The sequence below is a fragment of the Deinococcus sp. LM3 genome (assembly GCF_002017875.1).
Lineage (GTDB): Bacteria > Deinococcota > Deinococci > Deinococcales > Deinococcaceae > Deinococcus.
Window position 1 is genome coordinate 57,848 of record NZ_MUFV01000004.1, and the last position, 16,608, is coordinate 74,455.

The 16,608-nt window shown below is 63.2% G+C and carries 20 protein-coding genes and 2 pseudogenes; 7 read left to right on the forward strand and 15 right to left on the reverse strand.

Features of this window, described 5'->3' with window-relative positions; translation table 11 throughout:
• Positions 1-43: 43 nt before the first annotated feature.
• Positions 44-820: an endonuclease NucS gene (gene nucS / locus BXU09_RS17545; protein WP_078305631.1), complete on the forward strand. Its 777-nt coding sequence runs from the start codon at positions 44-46 to the stop codon at positions 818-820.
• 71 nt (positions 821-891) lie between these two features.
• Here nucS and BXU09_RS21045 read toward each other — a convergent pair whose 3' ends face one another.
• The 8 genes from BXU09_RS21045 to BXU09_RS17580 form a co-directional block, all read right to left on the reverse strand.
• Positions 892-1,062 (reverse strand): hypothetical protein, encoded by a 171-nt coding sequence (locus tag BXU09_RS21045; RefSeq protein ID WP_168174666.1) that lies wholly within the window; start codon positions 1,060-1,062, stop codon positions 892-894.
• A gap of 101 nt (positions 1,063-1,163) precedes the next feature.
• Positions 1,164-1,832 (reverse strand): prepilin-type N-terminal cleavage/methylation domain-containing protein, encoded by a 669-nt coding sequence (locus BXU09_RS17550; protein ID WP_346417601.1) that lies wholly within the window; start codon positions 1,830-1,832, stop codon positions 1,164-1,166.
• Positions 1,832-2,251 (reverse strand): type II secretion system protein, encoded by a 420-nt coding sequence (locus tag BXU09_RS17555; RefSeq protein WP_078305632.1) that lies wholly within the window; start codon positions 2,249-2,251, stop codon positions 1,832-1,834. Before BXU09_RS17555 ends, BXU09_RS17550 begins: the two co-directional genes overlap by 1 nt.
• The gene (locus tag BXU09_RS22015) at positions 2,251-2,721 is read right to left on the reverse strand and encodes a type II secretion system protein (protein ID WP_078305633.1); all 471 of its coding nucleotides are present in this window, start codon (positions 2,719-2,721) and stop codon (positions 2,251-2,253) included. The genes BXU09_RS17555 and BXU09_RS22015 overlap by 1 nt, the downstream gene beginning before the upstream one ends.
• 16 nt (positions 2,722-2,737) lie before the next feature.
• Entirely contained in the window at positions 2,738-3,172 is a 435-nt protein-coding gene (locus BXU09_RS22020) for a prepilin-type N-terminal cleavage/methylation domain-containing protein (RefSeq protein WP_078305634.1), read from the reverse strand.
• The gene (locus BXU09_RS22025) at positions 3,169-3,621 is read right to left on the reverse strand and encodes a prepilin-type N-terminal cleavage/methylation domain-containing protein (protein WP_078305635.1); all 453 of its coding nucleotides are present in this window, start codon (positions 3,619-3,621) and stop codon (positions 3,169-3,171) included. The genes BXU09_RS22020 and BXU09_RS22025 overlap by 4 nt, the downstream gene beginning before the upstream one ends.
• A gap of 1 nt (position 3,622) precedes the next feature.
• The gene (locus BXU09_RS21055) at positions 3,623-4,348 is read right to left on the reverse strand and encodes a hypothetical protein (RefSeq protein ID WP_078305636.1); all 726 of its coding nucleotides are present in this window, start codon (positions 4,346-4,348) and stop codon (positions 3,623-3,625) included.
• Between the two features lie 109 nt (positions 4,349-4,457).
• Positions 4,458-6,404: an AAA family ATPase gene (locus BXU09_RS17580; RefSeq protein ID WP_078305637.1), complete on the reverse strand. Its 1,947-nt coding sequence runs from the start codon at positions 6,402-6,404 to the stop codon at positions 4,458-4,460.
• A 93-nt stretch (positions 6,405-6,497) separates the two neighbouring features.
• Between BXU09_RS17580 and BXU09_RS21060 the strand changes: the two genes are divergently transcribed.
• Positions 6,498-6,827, forward strand: coding sequence for a hypothetical protein (locus tag BXU09_RS21060; protein ID WP_168174658.1), 330 nt, complete (start codon positions 6,498-6,500; stop codon positions 6,825-6,827).
• An 89-nt stretch (positions 6,828-6,916) separates the two neighbouring features.
• Here the strand turns inward: BXU09_RS21060 and BXU09_RS21220 are convergent, their stop codons facing one another.
• Positions 6,917-7,642, reverse strand: coding sequence for a DUF308 domain-containing protein (locus tag BXU09_RS21220; RefSeq protein ID WP_078305639.1), 726 nt, complete (start codon positions 7,640-7,642; stop codon positions 6,917-6,919).
• Between the two features lie 211 nt (positions 7,643-7,853).
• Between BXU09_RS21220 and BXU09_RS17595 the strand changes: the two genes are divergently transcribed.
• Complete coding sequence (locus BXU09_RS17595) at positions 7,854-8,405, forward strand: hypothetical protein (protein ID WP_144012341.1); 552 nt, start codon at positions 7,854-7,856, stop codon at positions 8,403-8,405.
• 205 nt (positions 8,406-8,610) lie between these two features.
• On the opposite strand, the gene BXU09_RS17600 is transcribed toward BXU09_RS17595, so the two are convergent.
• A complete protein-coding gene (locus BXU09_RS17600; protein WP_168174667.1) occupies positions 8,611-8,877 on the reverse strand; it encodes a transposase in 267 nt (88 codons plus the stop codon).
• A gap of 48 nt (positions 8,878-8,925) precedes the next feature.
• Here BXU09_RS17600 and BXU09_RS21065 point away from each other — a divergent pair, with 48 nt between their 5' ends.
• Positions 8,926-9,075 (forward strand): hypothetical protein, encoded by a 150-nt coding sequence (locus BXU09_RS21065; RefSeq protein ID WP_168174668.1) that lies wholly within the window; start codon positions 8,926-8,928, stop codon positions 9,073-9,075.
• 148 nt (positions 9,076-9,223) lie between these two features.
• Here BXU09_RS21065 and BXU09_RS17605 read toward each other — a convergent pair whose 3' ends face one another.
• Entirely contained in the window at positions 9,224-10,633 is a 1,410-nt protein-coding gene (locus BXU09_RS17605; RefSeq protein WP_240501482.1) for an IS66 family transposase, read from the reverse strand.
• A gap of 69 nt (positions 10,634-10,702) precedes the next feature.
• Between BXU09_RS17605 and BXU09_RS20510 the strand changes: the two are divergent.
• Both BXU09_RS20510 and BXU09_RS17610 read left to right on the forward strand, forming a co-directional pair.
• Positions 10,703-10,883: pseudogene (locus tag BXU09_RS20510) on the forward strand (integrase core domain-containing protein); the annotation flags it as partial.
• 53 nt (positions 10,884-10,936) lie between these two features.
• Entirely contained in the window at positions 10,937-11,248 is a 312-nt protein-coding gene (locus BXU09_RS17610) for a hypothetical protein (RefSeq protein ID WP_078305643.1), read from the forward strand.
• Positions 11,249-11,681: 433 nt separating this feature from the next.
• Here the strand turns inward: BXU09_RS17610 and BXU09_RS17615 are convergent, their stop codons facing one another.
• The 3 genes and pseudogenes from BXU09_RS17615 to BXU09_RS17620 all read right to left on the reverse strand — a co-directional run.
• On the reverse strand, positions 11,682-14,033 hold the full coding sequence (locus BXU09_RS17615) for a ThiF family adenylyltransferase (RefSeq protein WP_168174669.1): 2,352 nt from the start codon (positions 14,031-14,033) through the stop codon (positions 11,682-11,684).
• Positions 13,975-14,319, reverse strand: coding sequence for a hypothetical protein (locus BXU09_RS21070; protein ID WP_168174670.1), 345 nt, complete (start codon positions 14,317-14,319; stop codon positions 13,975-13,977). Before BXU09_RS21070 ends, BXU09_RS17615 begins: the two co-directional genes overlap by 59 nt.
• Positions 14,320-14,526: 207 nt before the next feature.
• Positions 14,527-14,757: pseudogene (locus BXU09_RS17620) on the reverse strand (IS4 family transposase); the annotation flags it as partial.
• Positions 14,758-15,076: 319 nt separating this feature from the next.
• Between BXU09_RS17620 and BXU09_RS17630 the strand changes: the two are divergent.
• A complete protein-coding gene (locus BXU09_RS17630; RefSeq protein ID WP_078305645.1) occupies positions 15,077-15,517 on the forward strand; it encodes a response regulator in 441 nt (146 codons plus the stop codon).
• 16 nt (positions 15,518-15,533) lie between these two features.
• Here the strand turns inward: BXU09_RS17630 and BXU09_RS17635 are convergent, their stop codons facing one another.
• On the reverse strand, positions 15,534-16,574 hold the full coding sequence (locus BXU09_RS17635; protein ID WP_168174671.1) for a DNA polymerase domain-containing protein: 1,041 nt from the start codon (positions 16,572-16,574) through the stop codon (positions 15,534-15,536).
• Between the last annotated feature and the right edge of the window lie 34 nt (positions 16,575-16,608).

The following is a 16,608-nucleotide window of genomic DNA, read 5'->3' on the forward strand; positions in this document are numbered from 1 at the left end:
TCGGACCACGGCAGGCCGCTTGTGTCCCCGTCAAACTGGCTCCATGATCCGCGAGCAACTCACAGCGCCGTCCCCGCAGGACCTCGCGGCGTTCCTCAACCGCCATACGCGCACCCGCGACTGTCTGATCCAGGTGGCGGGGCTGGCCGAGGTCACCTACCTGGGTCGCGCAGCCAGTACGGCCGATCTGGGGACATACTTGGTGCTGATCAAGCAGGATGGCAGTCTGCAGATCCATCACCCGACTGGCATCAAGCCGATGAACTGGCAACCGAAAACAGACCGCATCACAGCGGAAGTCGCGGAGGACGTGTGTATGTTGCTGGCTTCCCGGCGGAGTCCGGAGGAGCTGGTGCAGGTGGTGTTCCTGGAACCGCAGGTGGCTCTCGCGTTGGAACTCGCGCAGGCTGGGGGGTTCGTGCTGAAGGGGTCTGAAGCGCAGATGCAGCAGGCGTTGGCGGATCACCCGGAGTTGATCGAGCCCGGTCTGCGCGTGCTGAACCGGGAGTTGATGGTGGAGTCCGGCGGTATCGACCTGTACGCGCAAGACGCGCAGGGCCGCTATGTGGTCGTCGAACTCAAACGCGGCCGCGCGACCCAGCACGCCGTGTCCCAACTGGCCCGGTACGTTCGGTCCGTGCAGCAGACCGTCGGCAATCGGGCGACCGTGCGGGGCATCCTGGCTGCGCCGTCCATCACGGCGCCCGCGCGCCTGGAACTGGAGAACCGTGGGCTGGAATTCCGCGAGATCTCCGCGCTCCCCGAGCAGGCGGCCAGTGCCCTGCCTGTGACCGCGCAGCCCTCCTTGTTTGGCCCCTGACACGCCCCCGAGCACCCCACCAACGACACGGGCACGCGCCACTGCGCGTGCCCGTGCAACTCATGGACCGATCAGGGCTGGCAGATCGGGCAGTAGGACGACGGACTGACCGACGGCGTGATGAACGTGACGCTCTCGGTCGAGTACTCCAGGCCGTCCGCGGGCGGGTACACGGGGTACGCGCCGGCCACGCAGGCGAGAGTGGGAATCAGGGTCAGCAGAACAGTACGGAACTTCTTCATGGATCACCTCGAGGGGATGAGACGCGACGGGTGCGGGCGGACACGGCGGGCAGCGCGGGAGGCGCGCGACTCCGCACGCAGAGCGTGGGACGGGGCATGGGTCAGTACGGGAAGAGGGTGTTCAGTCGGTCGCCGTTCGCCACGGGGTTGGGAGAAGTCAGCCAGTACCGGTAGAAGCCGGTGCCTCTGGGGTGGAAGGCTGTGAACGCGAAACTGACGTCGTTCGCGCCACTCATGAGGTACGCCGAGGTGGCGGCGGTGGGGGACGTGGCGTGCACGCCGACCTGCACGCCCGCGTCCTGGCACGCTTCCTTGACGTCCGGTCCCAGTTGCGCTGGATCGCTGGTGTAAGACCCGGTGCCCGCGCGGTACGGGATCTGCGCGGCGACGATGGCCCGGCCGCACTGCTGGGCAGCCACGTTGTACGGTCGCTTCTGCGCGTCACTAAAGGTGGGGAGCAGGATGGCGGCGAGGACGCCAATGATGGCGATCACCACGAGGAGTTCGATCAGGGTGAAACCTTGGGTGTGCTGGTTCATGGGGGGCTCCTGAGTCTGGGACTGGAGGTGCGTCACGCGCTGCGTTTCGCGGGTGATGTCCTGCAACTGGGTGTGCAGGTCCGCGTGGCGGCGTTGGAGGTTGACGTGCACGTCGGGGGTGGGGTGGGTGAGGGCGATGCGGGCGAGGTGGTCGAGTTCCAGGGCGACGCGGGTGAGGTCCTGGGTGAGCTGCGCATGGCGGTCATGCAGGACCCGGGGGTCGGGGCGCATCAGTAGGTGCTGTACTGGCGGAGTTTCCAGCCGTCGCCAGTGCTGGTGTAGTACGACGCGCTGCCCCGGCGGCTGTACACCCAGAAGTTGTAGTTGAGGGTGTCCGCGCCGATCGCGCCGTTCCCGGCCTGGCCGGTACCGGGCACGAATCCTGCGGCGTAACTCTGGACTTCCACGCCCGCGCACGCCTCGGTGACGTCAGCGCCCAGCGCGGCCGGGGAGGTCGCGTAGGTGCCCGTGCTGATCTTGTGGGTGGTCTGCGCGGTGATGATCGCCCGCCCGCACTGGACGGCGGCGGTGTCATGCGGTCTCTTCTGCGCATTCGAGAAGGTGGGGAGCAGGATGGCGGCGAGGACGCCGATGATGGCGATGACGACGAGGAGTTCGATGAGGGTGAAGCCCTGTGTGCGATTGGTCATCAGAGCCCCCAGGCGGACCAGCGGAGGAAGTAGAGTTTGCAGCCCTTCGGACCACAGAACGCATCGTCACTGTTGGAGGCGAACGCGCCGCTGCCCCGGCTGTTCGCCACGAAGAATGACGGGAGGCCTTTGCTGTCGAGGCTCGTGATGGCGTACTCGGCCCCGGCGGTGGAGGTGGGCACGGCGTACGGCATGACGCGCTGCCCCGCGCAGGCCTCGCGGACATCCGCGCCGAGGACGTCTGGGGAGAAGGGCGCGGCGGGGAGTGTGCCGCCGTTCCCGGCGCGGTACGCCACGGCGCCCGTGATGATGGCCCGGCCGCACTGGAGGGCGGCAGTGTCGTTGGGTTTTTTCTGCGCGTCACTGAAGGTGGGGAGCAGGATGGCGGCGAGGACGCCGATGATGGCGATGACCACAAGGAGTTCTATGAGGGTGAAGCCCTGCGTGCGGTGGGATGCGGGTGTGTTCATGTTGAGTCTCCTGGGGTTACCAGCGGTAGAGGCGATTGAGGCGTTCACCGGTGCTGGGGGCGCTCTCCTGGTTGAAGAGGTAGTAGCCGGTGCCGCGCGGGTGGAAGACCTGGAAGGCGTAATTCGTGGCGCTTGTAGAAACCGCCTGACTCACGCCGGCGCCCGGGTTGTCGGCGCGGACGTTATTCAGCGCGACGCTGACACCTGCCGTGGTGCAGGACTCCTGCACGTCTGGGCCCATGTCCGTGAGCGCTGAGGCGTACGAACCGCGGGTGAGGTTGGCGGTGGCCTGGAACGCGACGATGGCCCGCCCGCACTGCAGGGCGGCGGTGTCGTTGGGTCGCTTCTGCGCGTCACTGAAGGTGGGCAGGAGGATGGCGGCGAGGACACCAATGATGGCGATGACCACGAGGAGCTCGATCAGGGTGAAGCCCTGGGTGCGGGTGTTCATGGGGTCTCCTGGGGGGACCAGCGGTGGAGGTGGCCGAGCCGGTCACCGCTGGCCGCGCCACTCGGGGAGGTGTAGAGGTAGTAGCCGCTCCCACGGGGGTGGAACACCTGGAAGGCATAGGTGTTCGTGGTGGTGGCGACGGCCTGCGTGGTGGTGGCGTCGGGGGTACTGACCTGGGCGTTCGCTGGGGCGACCTGCACGCCGGTCGTGAGGCAGGCCGCTTTGACGTCGCGACTCATGTCGGTCAGGTCACTGACGTACCGGCCGAGCGTGAGGGGCGCGGTCGTCTCGAAGGTGACGATGGCCCGGCCGCACTTCAGGGCGGCCGTGTTGTACGGGCGCTGCCGCGCGCCGGTCACGCTGGGGAACAGCGCGGCCGCGAGCATGCCCAGGACGGCCATGACGAGCAGGATCTCGATGAGGGTGAAGCCGGGCGTTCTGGTCGGCATGTCAGAGGCAGATGACGTCGTCGGCGTCAATGGTGGACGGTGAGGAGGCGAGGTGGGCACCGAGCGTCCACGTGACGCGGGTGGCGGCGCGGGTGGGGTCTTCGCGTGCACCGTTCGGGGGGGTGCGCAGGGCGGTGAGGAGGTCGTCGAGGGGGCGGGCGTGCGGCCAGAGGATGACGGGGCTCTGCTCGGGGTGCTGCTCGTTCCAGAGGCGCACGGTGCGGGTCTCGAGTTCGTCGAGGGCCCAGGTGGGGATGGTCTCGGGGAAGATGAGGTGGCGGAGGGTGCCCGCGTGGACGCGGTAGAGCGTCCACGGGCCGCAGGTGGTCGCCTGTACGTGGAGGCCCTGATCGGTGTGGGGCGCACTCCAGGTGGGGTCGGGGCTGCACGCGGCGACGTGGAGGAGGTCGCTGCGGAGCGTGCGGTGGGCAGCAGCGGTATCGGTGGGACTGCGGAGGGCGCTGAGGACGCTGAGCCAGGGGCGGGAGAGGATGGGAAGGGTGAGGTCACCGACGCCGGGGAGGAGGGTGCCGTCGGACCAGAGGACGGTGCCGCCGTTACCGAGGTGGTGGGCGAGGGGGTGGACGCCAGCGGGGAGGGGACGCTGCCAAGCACCATCGAAGAGGTCATGGCGGGGGGCTGGGCTGCGGACGCGGAAGGCGCCGTCGAGCCAGCACAGTTCCCACCAGGTGGGGGGTGAGGGGGAGACGGTCTGTGCGGTCGTCATGGGGCGTACCGTCCCATGCATGGGGGTGACCGTCTGGGTGGGGGGTGTGGGGGCACCCGGTAGGGGTGCTGCTCTTGCAAATCCAGGGGCGGTGCGTAGGGGTGACCGCTTAGCGTTTGAGGAAGGTTTCGAGCTGGCTGTACCGGCGGGGGGCGCCCGTGTGGGCGGCGTGCGTCCAGGCGGCGCGCAGGCCAGACGCGGTCAGGGCTTCCTTGGCGCGGGTGACGGCCGTGTACGCGAGTTGCCGGGAGAGGAGGCGCTCGTGTTCCGGAGCGAGAGTGACGATGATGTCCGGCCACTCGCTGCCCTGGCTGCGGTGGATGGTCATGGCGTACGCGAGGGTGAGGGTGGGGTCGCCTGGGCTGAAGGTGTGCTCGGTGTCCTCGATGATGCAGGTGACTTGCTTCCCCGCACCGATGACGAGGCCGGTCATGCCGTTCATCAGGCCGGTGTTGTGGTTGTTCCGGGTGACGAGGATGGGATCTCCGGCGCGGAGGCGGGTGTCGCCGGGGTTGAGGGCGGCCTGCAGGGCGAGGTTCAGGGCGTCCACGCCCAGGGGGCCGGCGCGTCCGGCGGTGAGGATCATCGGACGTGCCTGACCTTGACGGGCCTGGACGAGTCGGACGATGTCCTCGGCGGATTGTGCGCCCACGAACGGCACGCCGGTCTGGGCGGGGCTCTCCCCGCTGATGAGCTGGGAGGCGAGGGTGAGGATGGGACTCCCGGCGGCCTGGCGGTGCGTCTGCGTGAGCCGCCCGGTGGGAACGGTGCGGGTGAGAGCGGCCAGCGGGTGCCCGGGGTCGATGGGGGGCAACTGGTCCTCGTCGCCGACGAGGATGACACGGGCGCCATCGCGGACGGAGCGCAGGAGTGCACCGAGAAGGGCGTTGCTCGCCATGCTGACCTCGTCGACCACGAAGACGTCGCCAGGGAGGATGCCGCTGCTGAACTTGTGACCGTCGTAGCTGAGCAGACGGTGGAGGGTGGTGGCGTCGCGGCCCGTACTCTGTTGCATGCGGCTGGCGGCCTTCCCGGTGGGGGCGCACAGGACGCTCCGGAGGTTGGCGGCGTCCAGGGCATCGAGCAGCGCGCGGAGCGTGGTGGTCTTGCCGGTGCCGGGTCCGCCGGTGATGACGCTGACGGCCGTGCCCGCCGCGAGGAGCACGGCCGCGCGCTGCTCCGTTGTCAGTCCGGGCGTGGCGGGGACGGACACCCGTGCGGGCGTGCTGGCCATGAGTCGGGCGATGTCGTCGGCGAGCCAGGCTTCCACGCGGTGCTGCTCGGGTAGGAAGGCCGCCTGAGCGTCTTCCAGGAGGAGCTGACCGTTCAGGGCGTCTTCAATGGCCTGCTGGGCTTCGTCATCGTCGAGCGCATGACTGTCCCGGAGTTCCCCGGCGAGGACGGGCAGGGGGAGGCAGGTGTGGCCGTACTCGAGGGCGGCGCGGCGGGTGAGTTCGTACGCGAGGGCGGGGCCGCGGCGGGGGTCGAAGGTGCTGAGGCCCTGGAGGCGGGCGGCATGGTCGAGGACGCGCAGGGGGATGCCGTGGCGGATGGCGAGGTAGGGCTGCTCGCGGAACGCGGCTGGTGCGCCGGCGCCGTGCTGGTTGAGGAGGGCGTGGGTGTGTTCTGGGGGGAGACCGAGATCAGCGAGGGCCTGAAGGGCGCCGTAGAGGCGGCTTTCGCGGCGGGCGTGGCGGGTGAGGGCCTGGGCGATGCTGGCAGGGACGCGGGTAGAGAGGCTGGGGGCGTTCTGGGTGACGGTGTGGTGGGGGTCTGGGCCGAGCCTGGGCAGGAGGTCCAGGGCGGTGGTTTTCTGGGGTGGACGCAGGCGGCTGTAGAAGGCGCGGGCGAGTTCGTAGGGGGTGATGACGCGTTCGGCGCGGGTGAGGGTGGAGCCTTCGGTCCAGGCGCGGAGGGTGCAGCCGGGGGTGACGGGGGGGAGGGGGCCGTAGAGGGTGAGGGAGCCGTCCTGGGTGCGGAGTTGGCAGCCTTCGCTGGTGGGGGTGCGCCAGGCGCGGAGGACGGTGCCGAGGATGGGCGCGCCGGGGTCGCTCATGCCCCTCAGGGTGGCGTACGTGGGGGTGGCGGTCCGCTGGGGTCCTGGTGGGGGGCGGCGCGCGGTCACCCCTACGCAGGGGAGGGTGCGGGCATGACATCGCGGGGGGTGGAGGGGTTCCGGTGGCGGGTGGTGGTGGCGCGCGCGGACGTGCCGGGGGTGCAGGCGGCGCTGCGGCACCTGGCGGCGCGGGTGGTGGCGTGCTGCCCGGCGGCGGCGTCGGTGGTGGTGAGTAGCGGCTGCGGCGTGGGGCTGCTCGACGCGCAGGGGGAGGTGCTGGACGTGTCGGATCTGGATGCGGAGGTCGCGGCGGACCTGGCTTCGCTGCTGGGGGTGGGCGTGTACGCGCTGCCCCTGGCGGGCCGCGCGGGGTGCCGGGTGGAAGCCGCGTACGAACCGAAGGCCGGGAAGGGAAAGCCGTGAGTGGGGTGCCGGGTCGCGCCCGCGCCTGCCTGGTCTGGTGTGAGTCCGGCGTCAGTTGAGTCAGGCGCGGGCGCGCGGGGCCCGTGGCGTCAGGGGCGCCGCTCCACCCGGACGATCAGTTCGACGGTTCGTCCGGCGAGGACGTCCACGGGGCCGAAGCGTTTCCTGGGGTACTCGCTTGAGCCGCCGTCGTAGGAGGTGTTCGCCTGGGACCGGACGTACTGCACGATGGCGTCGGCGTCCGCGTCGGGGGCGATGAAGGCCAGGAAGGCACGCAGGGCACGGGCCTCGCCGTCGTCCAGCACTGTTTCCGGCAGGTCGCCGGGCCACCGGATGCTTCCTTCCGTGAAGGCCTGAGCGGCCGGACGGAATTCGACGCCCATCGATTCCCCGGGCAGGGTGGGGTGGTCGAAGCGGTAGCTGTGGTTGCGACCCCCGGATTTCAAGTCCCACTCGTCTTTCTCCTGAAGGGTGTTCGCCTGGAACAGGGCGCTGCGTTCGAAGGCCGCCTGACTGAACGGGGACTCGGTGGTGGGTGGTGTCTCGTCCGGGACGGTGGGTTCGGGTGTCGTGGGGGGCGGGGTGGTCTCGGTGACGGGTGGCGTGACGGTGGGGGTGGCGGCGGGGGTGTCCTGGCGGGGTGTGGTCTGGTCGGTGGGGACGGTGAGGATGGCGATGACGAACACGACTGGGGAGAGCAGGATGGCCAGGAGCCCGGTGCGTTTGCGCCCGCGGCGCTGACGCACGGCCCGGATGAGGAGCGTGACGCCGCCGAACAGCATGACGACGCTCAGGAGCCACAGAACAATCCACATGCGGTTCAGGAGAGCACAGGTGGCGCGGATCAGCTCGCTGAGTTGAGCGGGGGAGTGTCCGTCTTCGGGGCGTGCGTCGGAACGGCAACGTCGGATCAGCGTCAGGTTGCGCAGCTCACGGGTGGGTTCGGAGGGCGGTGGGCTATGGTCTGCGTGCTGCGTGCGGCGGCATCGTCCAGGCTGCACCGGTGACGTTTGCTTGAGGAGATCAATGGCTAAGAAAAAAATGGGGCAGAACTTCGTCACGCGCCTGCTCAAACCTGTCCGGAAGCTGGTGCAGCCTCTGCTGCCGGTGGTGCAGCGCATCTGGGCGCCCGTCGCGGCAGTCGGCAACAAGCTCCCGGATTTTGCTGGCGCGCAGCGCAGCGTGGCGCGGGATCTCGGGGGGTGTGCGCTGGCGCTGAAGAAGAAGGCACAGGATGAGCCGCTTCACCGGTCCGTGGTCCTGTATGTTCGCGCCTACCTGCTCGCGCTGGCGAGCGTCGCGATTCACTTCTACGTTGCCAATGGCGTGTCTGCCCTCCCGTTGGCGCTGCTCAAAGCTGCCCTGTTCGTCGTTGGTGTGCTCGGGATCGGGATTGCCACGGGTACGTTGTTGCTCTTGGTGGCTGCCGCACTCATCGCCACGGTGGGGCTCGCGTTGACCAAGGGTCGGAAGGCCCTGGAGGACATGCAGCCTGAGGAGGAGCCGGTCCTGCGCAGTTGGCGGGAGATTGTTCACCGGGCGTACAGCGCGCTCCGCCGTCGGCCGCCGCTGGGCTGATCACCTCAGGGGGCAGGACAGGGCGTCCGACACTGGTACTGAGCAGGGCGAGGGGGGTATGCCAGATAGATGGCATACCCCCCTGTAGAACGATGAAAACCAAGGACACGGCAGGCTCGCCGCTCACTGATCCCGAACAGCTGCCGCACTTCCCGGATGACCCGTCGTTTGACGGGCGTCTGGGCCTGCGACGACTGGTCGGGATTCACCACTTTCTGCCAACCACCTCTTTCAAGATGCTGTTGTCGAGCGCCAGATCCGCGACCAACTTCTTCAAGCGGCGATTTTCTTCTTCCAGCTGACGGACGCGCTTCGCGTCGTCCTTGGTCATGCCCCCATACCGTGCCTGCCAACGGTGAATGGTGGCCTTGGAGACCCCGGACAACCGAGCGACGTCACCGACCGCGGTGCCCGCCTCAACCTGGGCCAAGACATCGAAGATCTCGTTTTCGCTGTACTGCTTGTGTTTCATGACCCCTCCCTGGAGACGATCTTGTCTCATTCGTAGTGGGCCGACCAATTGGGGTCACGTCAGTACGGCGACACCACCGCTGGCGAAGCCAAACGGCTTCGCCAGCTTGAAAAGGAGAACGCCCGCCTGCTGAAAATAGTCGGGCAGCAACGCCTGGAAATCGATGCCATGAAGGACGTGATCCAGAAAAAGCGGTGACGCCCGCCGTGAGACGGGCGGCAGCGAGGCAACTCGTTGCCGCCCAGGTCAAGCCCGAACGGGCTTGCCTCCTGGTGGGCATTCCCAGATCCAGCTGGTACTACCGTCCGTCTGTGATTAGCGGTCGGCCGAAAGGCCGAGTACCGGGTCAGCTCATCAAGCCGGTCAGGACCGCGACGGGGTCCTGACCGCGCAACCGCGCCGTCTCCACGGTGGACTTGATCCGCATGTACGTCTGCGCACCCACCGCGTTCTTGCTGCACTGTGAGACCTTCCTCGCCATCACCACCGTCCGCAGGCTCCGTTCCGCGGCGTTGTTCGTCGGTGGAATGTCCGGGTCCTTCAAGAACCGCCATAACCGACCGAGCACACGCTGCTTCAGGATTCCGAGTCGGAGTCGCTCGTTCGCCTTCGATTTCAGTGGTGCCCGGTTCAGCAGGGCATCCAGGCGCAGGGTGAGTCCCTCACCCTGCTGCGCGTATTCCTCTCGCGTACAGACCCCGGTCGTCACCTCCCGGTGCAGTCGGATGCCATCCCGGAACACCTGCGCGACCCGTTGCCCGTACCGCTCTCCCCGCCCGGGTTGCCGCTGGAGAACCGCGGCGACCTCATCCGCGTTGCGGATCAGGTGCGCCAGGCACTTCTGCTGCCGGACGTCCTGCAGGAAGCGGCTGTCGTACGAGGAGAAGCGGTCACTGATCAGCACGCCGGCGAAGTTGTGCCCCAGGCCTTCCCGGACTTCCACGTTCGTATGCCGCAGGTTCGCGCGGAACAGCACGGTGTCCGCGCTGCGGAACGTACCCACCCAGGCGTTCTGAGCGCCGATCCGCCAGCCGGTATCGTCGTGATGCACGAACGGCGCCTGTTGAATCTGTGTCTGCAGCGTGTCCACGTGGGCCGCCAGGGCGCTGCCGTCGACTGCAAGCCGCTGGGCGGCTTGCGTGATCGCACTCTGCGTGATCTGGAGGCCGCCGAGGAGGTCCATGACCCGACCAATGCGGCGGACCAGGAGGCCCAGCTCGTGATGCAGGGTCTGCAGGGTGGCGTGCAGGACGGGCCCAAGGCGATGAGAGGTCGCGCCGACCTGATCGGCTTTCAGATCGGGATGGTCACCACGCACCGCGTGGTGACACTGCGGGCACGCCATGACGGGCACGTGGTACTCGGTGACCTGCATGGCGTTCTGGGGGACGAGTTCCGTGACCCAGGCCTTGTCCTGACGGGTGAAGATCAGCAGACCCATGAACCCACAGCGAGGACAGGTGTTGGGCGCGTCGACCTCCACGGTGGCCCTGATCTGCTCCGGCGTGGGTGGGGCCTTGTGGGCGAAAGTGCCTTCACCAGGACGCCGTCCTGGTGATTTGAGATCGGCGGTCCGCTTCTCCCGACTGAAGGGGGCAGCGTACCTGCGTTCCCGCCGCTCCAGCTCTTCGATGCGCTTCTTCAGGCGGGCGATGTCCGCCTTGAGGGCCTTGTTCTCGGCGATCAGTTGGTCGATCTGCTCGGATTGGCGACGGATGATCTCGAAGAGATCTTTCTCGGTCACCCCGGAGCCCATACCCAGCATGGTAACGGCAAGAGTGCCCGGCCGGCGGCCGGGCACCTGTGACGGGCGCTAATCACAGACCCGGGCGTTTTACAACGAGAGGCGGCCACATTCGTCGCTGGGCTACCGAACCCCTCACGAGTACGCCGAACAGTCCAGGGGGCGGCCGAACGCCCCCCTGTGCGGACAGGACACCGCACAGGCGAACGTCCGACCTTCCCCTGGTCAGGTAGGAACCGCTGATGATGTACCCTGCTCTTGAGCCGAGTCTCTACTCGAAACTGTCCAAACTTTGGGGCCAGCCCACTGCGGGATGTGAAAAGCCTGGAACGGCTGGTCATGGTGATCTCGGTGGCGATGTTGCTGCTGGTGTCCGAGGGGCTGGACGTGGTGGAGCGTGGGGATCGACGACGCGTCGATCCCCACTGGCAGCGCGGATTTAGCTACCTGAAGATTGGGCACAAAGCGATGAGCTACGCGCTGAGTCGAGGTCAGAGGTTCTTCAGAACCCTGAGATTGCGGGGCGGCCCGGACCCCGAGCCACCGAAGCCCAGAAAACGCGGCCAGCCGTCCTCGTTGGAAGCACTCAAGAACGGCTGGCACGTCAGTTTTCACTTCATCTCATAAAATCTGTCAGGCGGTTAGGGGAAAGCAGACCGCAAAGCGGTCTGCAAGGTATCGTGAGGTGGTCGGCTCCTAGGAGTTTTCATCGCAGAAACACCGTACAGGAGCCGACTTTCTGCTGCTTACTGTGCGTTTTGAAGGGTAGTTAGGCCGGGATGGTGGTCACATCAGCTCGCGCAACTGGCTGGATCCAACTACAATGTGGCTAAACAAGAGAGAGGAGGTGAAATAATGAAAATCAAATTTGTCAAAGTTGAGAAGATCAAGGCCACTAATGGCTCTGTTACTCTTTGCCTGAACCCCGGCGACGGCGTTTGGTACCTGTGCTCGTAATCTAAACATCGGCGAGACGGAAGTGATGATGCATCATCACTTCCGTCTCGCCGATGTTTATTCAAACCTAATGGCGTCTTATCGTCATGGTTATATTTTGAATCTATGCAAGCTTTTGAACTCGCTTTTTCGATATCCTCTCGGCAAGCAGCTTGAAACCAATAAAAATAGGTGTTGTCATCCGCAAAACGGCCATAAGGGCAATGATTAGGCTCCCCCAAAAGTCGAAAGACCAGATTGATCCTGACTGAAGTGTATTAATCGTCCATTTCAGCATAATCAACGAGCTTGGGATCATAATTTTAATCAAGAAAATGATGGTCCAGAGTACGCCGAGCAGCAGAATGATGATGAACCATCGCGAAGCAGTGATATCGTTAATATGAGCATTTTCAAATTTTTTTGATTCATCTCTACTAATTAGCCTGAGGGCCGATTTCAGTCTTATCCATGATATTTCATAGAGATTGAAGCAATTGAATATATTGACAATTATAAGATAAAGATCCGTTCGAAGAAAAATAAGAAGCTGCCATGATATACTAATGGACTGGAGAAGAATAACGAGGCCCGAGATCCTATAAATAGTTCCGGATATATCCCCAATACCGAAATACCACATTAGCTTTATTACAATCGCTATGAAGAGGATACAAGTGTCGTTTGCCAAGCCTGCCATTATGGGTGAGTATCTATGTCTTTTCTCCTTTAACCATAGGTTGCTGAGATCAACTTCTGCGACAGGAAATAAAAATCTGTGCCCGAAGCTGAACCTTGCTTCGATGCCAGTAGCGCGAGCTGCCAGATAATGACTGATTTCGTGAACGATTAAAAATACAAAGGACAGGATCGCCGCTGTGATAACCGATACAGTTAGGCTTGAGTGAAATGCTAAGTGGTGAGGAAGAGGTCGAATATAGGGAATAAAAGCTAAGCAGTAAAGACTGATGAGCGCACAGACTGCGTACATCGACCATGAAAATGGGTGATATATAAGTTTTAATATCGACACTGGTATCATGTCAAAAAATATTTGACTTGAGGTTTTTTTATGCTGCATATGATATTTGCTCTGCTGATCTAATTCAATCATGCCCAACTCCTCTAGATTTTCGAGAAAGTCAGAGGTATCAATTTCTTCATTAAATTCCGATAAGACATGTTTTTGGACTTCTTGTGGGGTTAAACCAGATTTCAATCCATTGAGTACAGCTAGACCAATCTCAGGTAGAGCAAATCGAATTTCCCCGTTTTTGGCACTGATTACATAATGATCATCCTGCTTGACATACTCAAAGTCAGTCAAAAAGATCTGCTCACTGAGTCGGGTCGAACTGGAAGTATGCACAGAATGATTTTGGGCCGTCATGCCTTTACATACGCTGCAATATTCATTCTTATGCCACTTCGAAATTATTTTTGTTTCGCCTGTAACGAAATCAATGCACCACACCTTTCCACCCGAGATGGGTGGAGAGATGTTCGTAATGTATTTGACGGCCTCTAGCGCCATGGCTCCACCCAACTGGCTGACCGCTGGACCAATCGCTCTATTCTTGATTACGAGCGGGCGAATGATTTCGCCTGTGGTGTGTCCGTCGCTAGCGGATCGCCAGCAGGCCAAACACCCAGTTGTATGAGGATCGAGGGAATAGAAGAGTGCTTGCGTAGCCTGCATGCCACCAATGATCAACGTGATTCCTAAATCTACGCAGGCCGCATTGGCCCACATCTGGATTTCGGATGGTGTATCTGCCGTTAAAACTACCACATCGGAATTCTGAATTGCATCCTTAAAATCATCTGGACCATTAATCTTTTTATTGATTCCAATTATATTTATGCTTGGATTATTATTCCTAGCTTTCTTGCTTGCAACTTCTATTTTAGATTTTCCAACATCTGATTCTTCATATAAAAACTGCCTATTAAGATTTTTTTGCTCGACTGTGTCAAAGTCAATGAGAACAATTGTTCCGATACCAAGGCCCAGAAGATTCATCAGAACAGTAGATCCAACCCCGCCCGTCCCGACAAGTACAACCCTGGATGCTTCCAACATTTTTTGATAGTCGCCGCAAGAATCTTTTAATGTACTAAAGCTTTCGAAGAAATTGAGATTATTGTAATATCGTTCATGTATATTTTCTTGCTCATCGGTAAGCATCAACATTTTATTCTGATCAAGCCAGCGAAAGAAAGCACCTAGCTCGTGCTTATTTTTGTTTCGCCGAATGAGATTTTGAATGTCCTCCTCGTCATAAGTTCCATCCAGAATTTTAATGATTTCTAAGTGCTTGAGGTTCTGAGACTCGTACAGAGAAGACTTGCCTGCTTCCATCTGAAAATAGACGTTATTACCAGAAACTGAAATCTGGTAACCTTTAAGTAAAATATTATTTTTCTTCGATATCATTGTCAGAAAAAATGATTTTCTCAGAGAAATCCATGCCACATCCCATAGGATGCGACGACTTAGTTGACAGCTCACCATTCTCAAATATGGCCGCGAGGACACCTAAATCAATATCACCACTCTTCGCCCCCTGGATTCTGACTTGACACTCGCCGCCCGCTTGAATTTGCGCAAGTTCAGTAGGAGTGACAAAACCACTAATCGTAACGCCACCAGCAGTAATACTCAAAAATTCAGTTGCAGCTTCCATACGGCGCAGAATATCGCGGATAAAAAACTGGCGCGACCACATGTGACCATGACCTTGCCTCTGTTTCCCCAGCACATGGCACTTCGCCAAAAATGGCGTCCTGAACGCAGTTTGGCATAGCAAGGGGCAGTATCTGAGCCTGTGACGAGCTCCGATACTGCCCGCCTGCATGCTGACACGCTGGCCGACCACCTGAAAACCCACCTCTCTCATCGCCGCGTTGACGCTCTGAAGCGGCTGGCAGAAGTGCTCCTGGCGGTGCTCCAGGCCGAATCAACCTGACTACCCTTCAAAACGGGGCATGAGTGTGCTCAGGATGCGCCAGGACATGCCGGACGGATGCAGTAGAAGATCCTGGAGATGATCAAGCCCGAATCGAAACACGGACACCGCACGGTGTCCGTGTTTCTTTACTTTGGTAGCGGTTCGACGTGCCACGACCTCGCCCGTCACGCACGCCCAGATGAAGGCGACGCTGACGACCGTCAGGAGCGAAGAAACTCGTTCGGCGCGCGCCCCGTGGAACTGGCCGACCTGCTGGATGCCACGTGGAGCGTCGATCAGGGCGGAGCGGTGAGCGGTCCGGACCAGGAATCCCGCACGCATCTCGCCGATCGCCCGGGCTGCGACGAGGACCTCCGCGCTGAAGCCTGGGTGGCGTGGCGGGACGACCTGATCGCGGACGGGCGGAGTGTCGACGACGCCATGTACTGGCTGGATGTGGCGTTCGTGCAGCCCTGCCCGGAGGACACCTGATGACCCAGGGCCCCCGATCAGGGGAAAGACACGTGTGCTTTCCCCGGCGACACCCGCCTGCGTACAGTGCTGGGTGATGACCACCAACCCACTCCATGTGCTGCGCGTCCTGCTGGTGGATGATAACCCCGCCGATCAACTCCTGGCCCTCGAAGCGTTCGCTGATCACGACGCGCGGGTCCACGTCTCCGTCTGCAATGACGGTCCGGAGGCCCTGTCCGTCCTGACGAGCGGGCGTGACCTGCCGGACGTGGTCGTACTCGACCTGAACATGCCCGTCATGTCGGGCTTCGACGTGATCCGCGAGATTCGTAGCGCCCCAGCTCTGAAGCACCTGCCGGTCGTGATCCTCTCGACGAGCAGTGACCGCGAGGACATCCGGCGGGCCTACGACCTGCTCGCCAGCGCGTACCTCGTGAAGAGCGCGAGCTTCCCGGCGTTCGTGGAGCAGGTCGACCGGTTCGTGGCGTTCTGGCACAGCTGCCGCTTCCCCGGCCGCACTGATCAGACCGCGTAGTCCCGGCGCGCCGGGTTCACCGGAGCGCGCCCTCCACCGGCCGCCACTGCACCTGCATTTCCGCGACGGGCCGGTCGAACAGTCCGGCGCCGCGAGTGCTGAACAGCTGCTCCCAGTCGGCCGGGTCGAGCGCCTTGCGCAGCCGAGTGGCGTAGTTCTGCACGAGCGCCGCGCGGTAGTGCCCCGCGTCGTAATCGCGCCCGTCCGGGTCGGTCAGGACGCTCAGGCCTGCCCCCGCGCGGACGTACAGGTCAACGCGGTCCCCTACCCGGAAGTCCAGGCCCGCCTGCCACGCCGCTTCCAGGTGCGCTTCCCTGCGCTGGCCGCGCGTCTGCGCGTAGTCGGCGCGCGCCTTGCCGATCCGGACGCGGGTGCTCACCTCCGCGTTCGTGACGTCACGCGCCGTCAGCCGGTTCGTCGTGTCCTCGAACGCCGCCTGCACGCCGGGCACGTCATCCTGTAGCAGGGCCCGCAGCGCCGTTCGCAGGAAGGCCGTGCCGTACCGCTCGGACCGGCTGGACTCGAACGACGCGCCGCTGAGGTCCAGTGTGCCGTCGTAGCGGAGCAGCACGTAATTCTTCACCTGGTGGCTCAGCATGGCCTGCGCGCGGCCGTCGAACTCCAGCGTGATGCCGTCCGGGAGGACCGCCGAGACTTCGCTGATCAGTTGTCTCTCCTGCGCTTCGCCGATATCCCCGCCCGTGCTGAAGTACACGCCGTCCGTGTCCGACTCGATCAACTGCACGCCCCGGGCTTCCAGGGCGCCCGTCACCTGCTGGAGCAGGGCCCGGCCCCGGGCGGTGACGCGGTCGGCAGCCTCCCGGTCTCCCAGCCGTGCGAGCCGCCCGGCGCCGAGGTAGCCGTACGCGGCGTTCACGACGAGCTTCATGGCGTCCTGCATCGCGTGGTGCTCCCGGCGCTGCGGGCCACTCAGGGTGGCGTCGCGGGCAGCCCGCTTGTGGGTGAGCCGCTGGGTGGTCAGGTCATGCGTACGCTGGTGAAATCCGGCGGGCGGCGCTGGAGTTATCCGGCACGTCCCGCTGGATGAAATCGGCACCCTGCGCTGGGCGAATCCGGCACCCTCTGCTGGA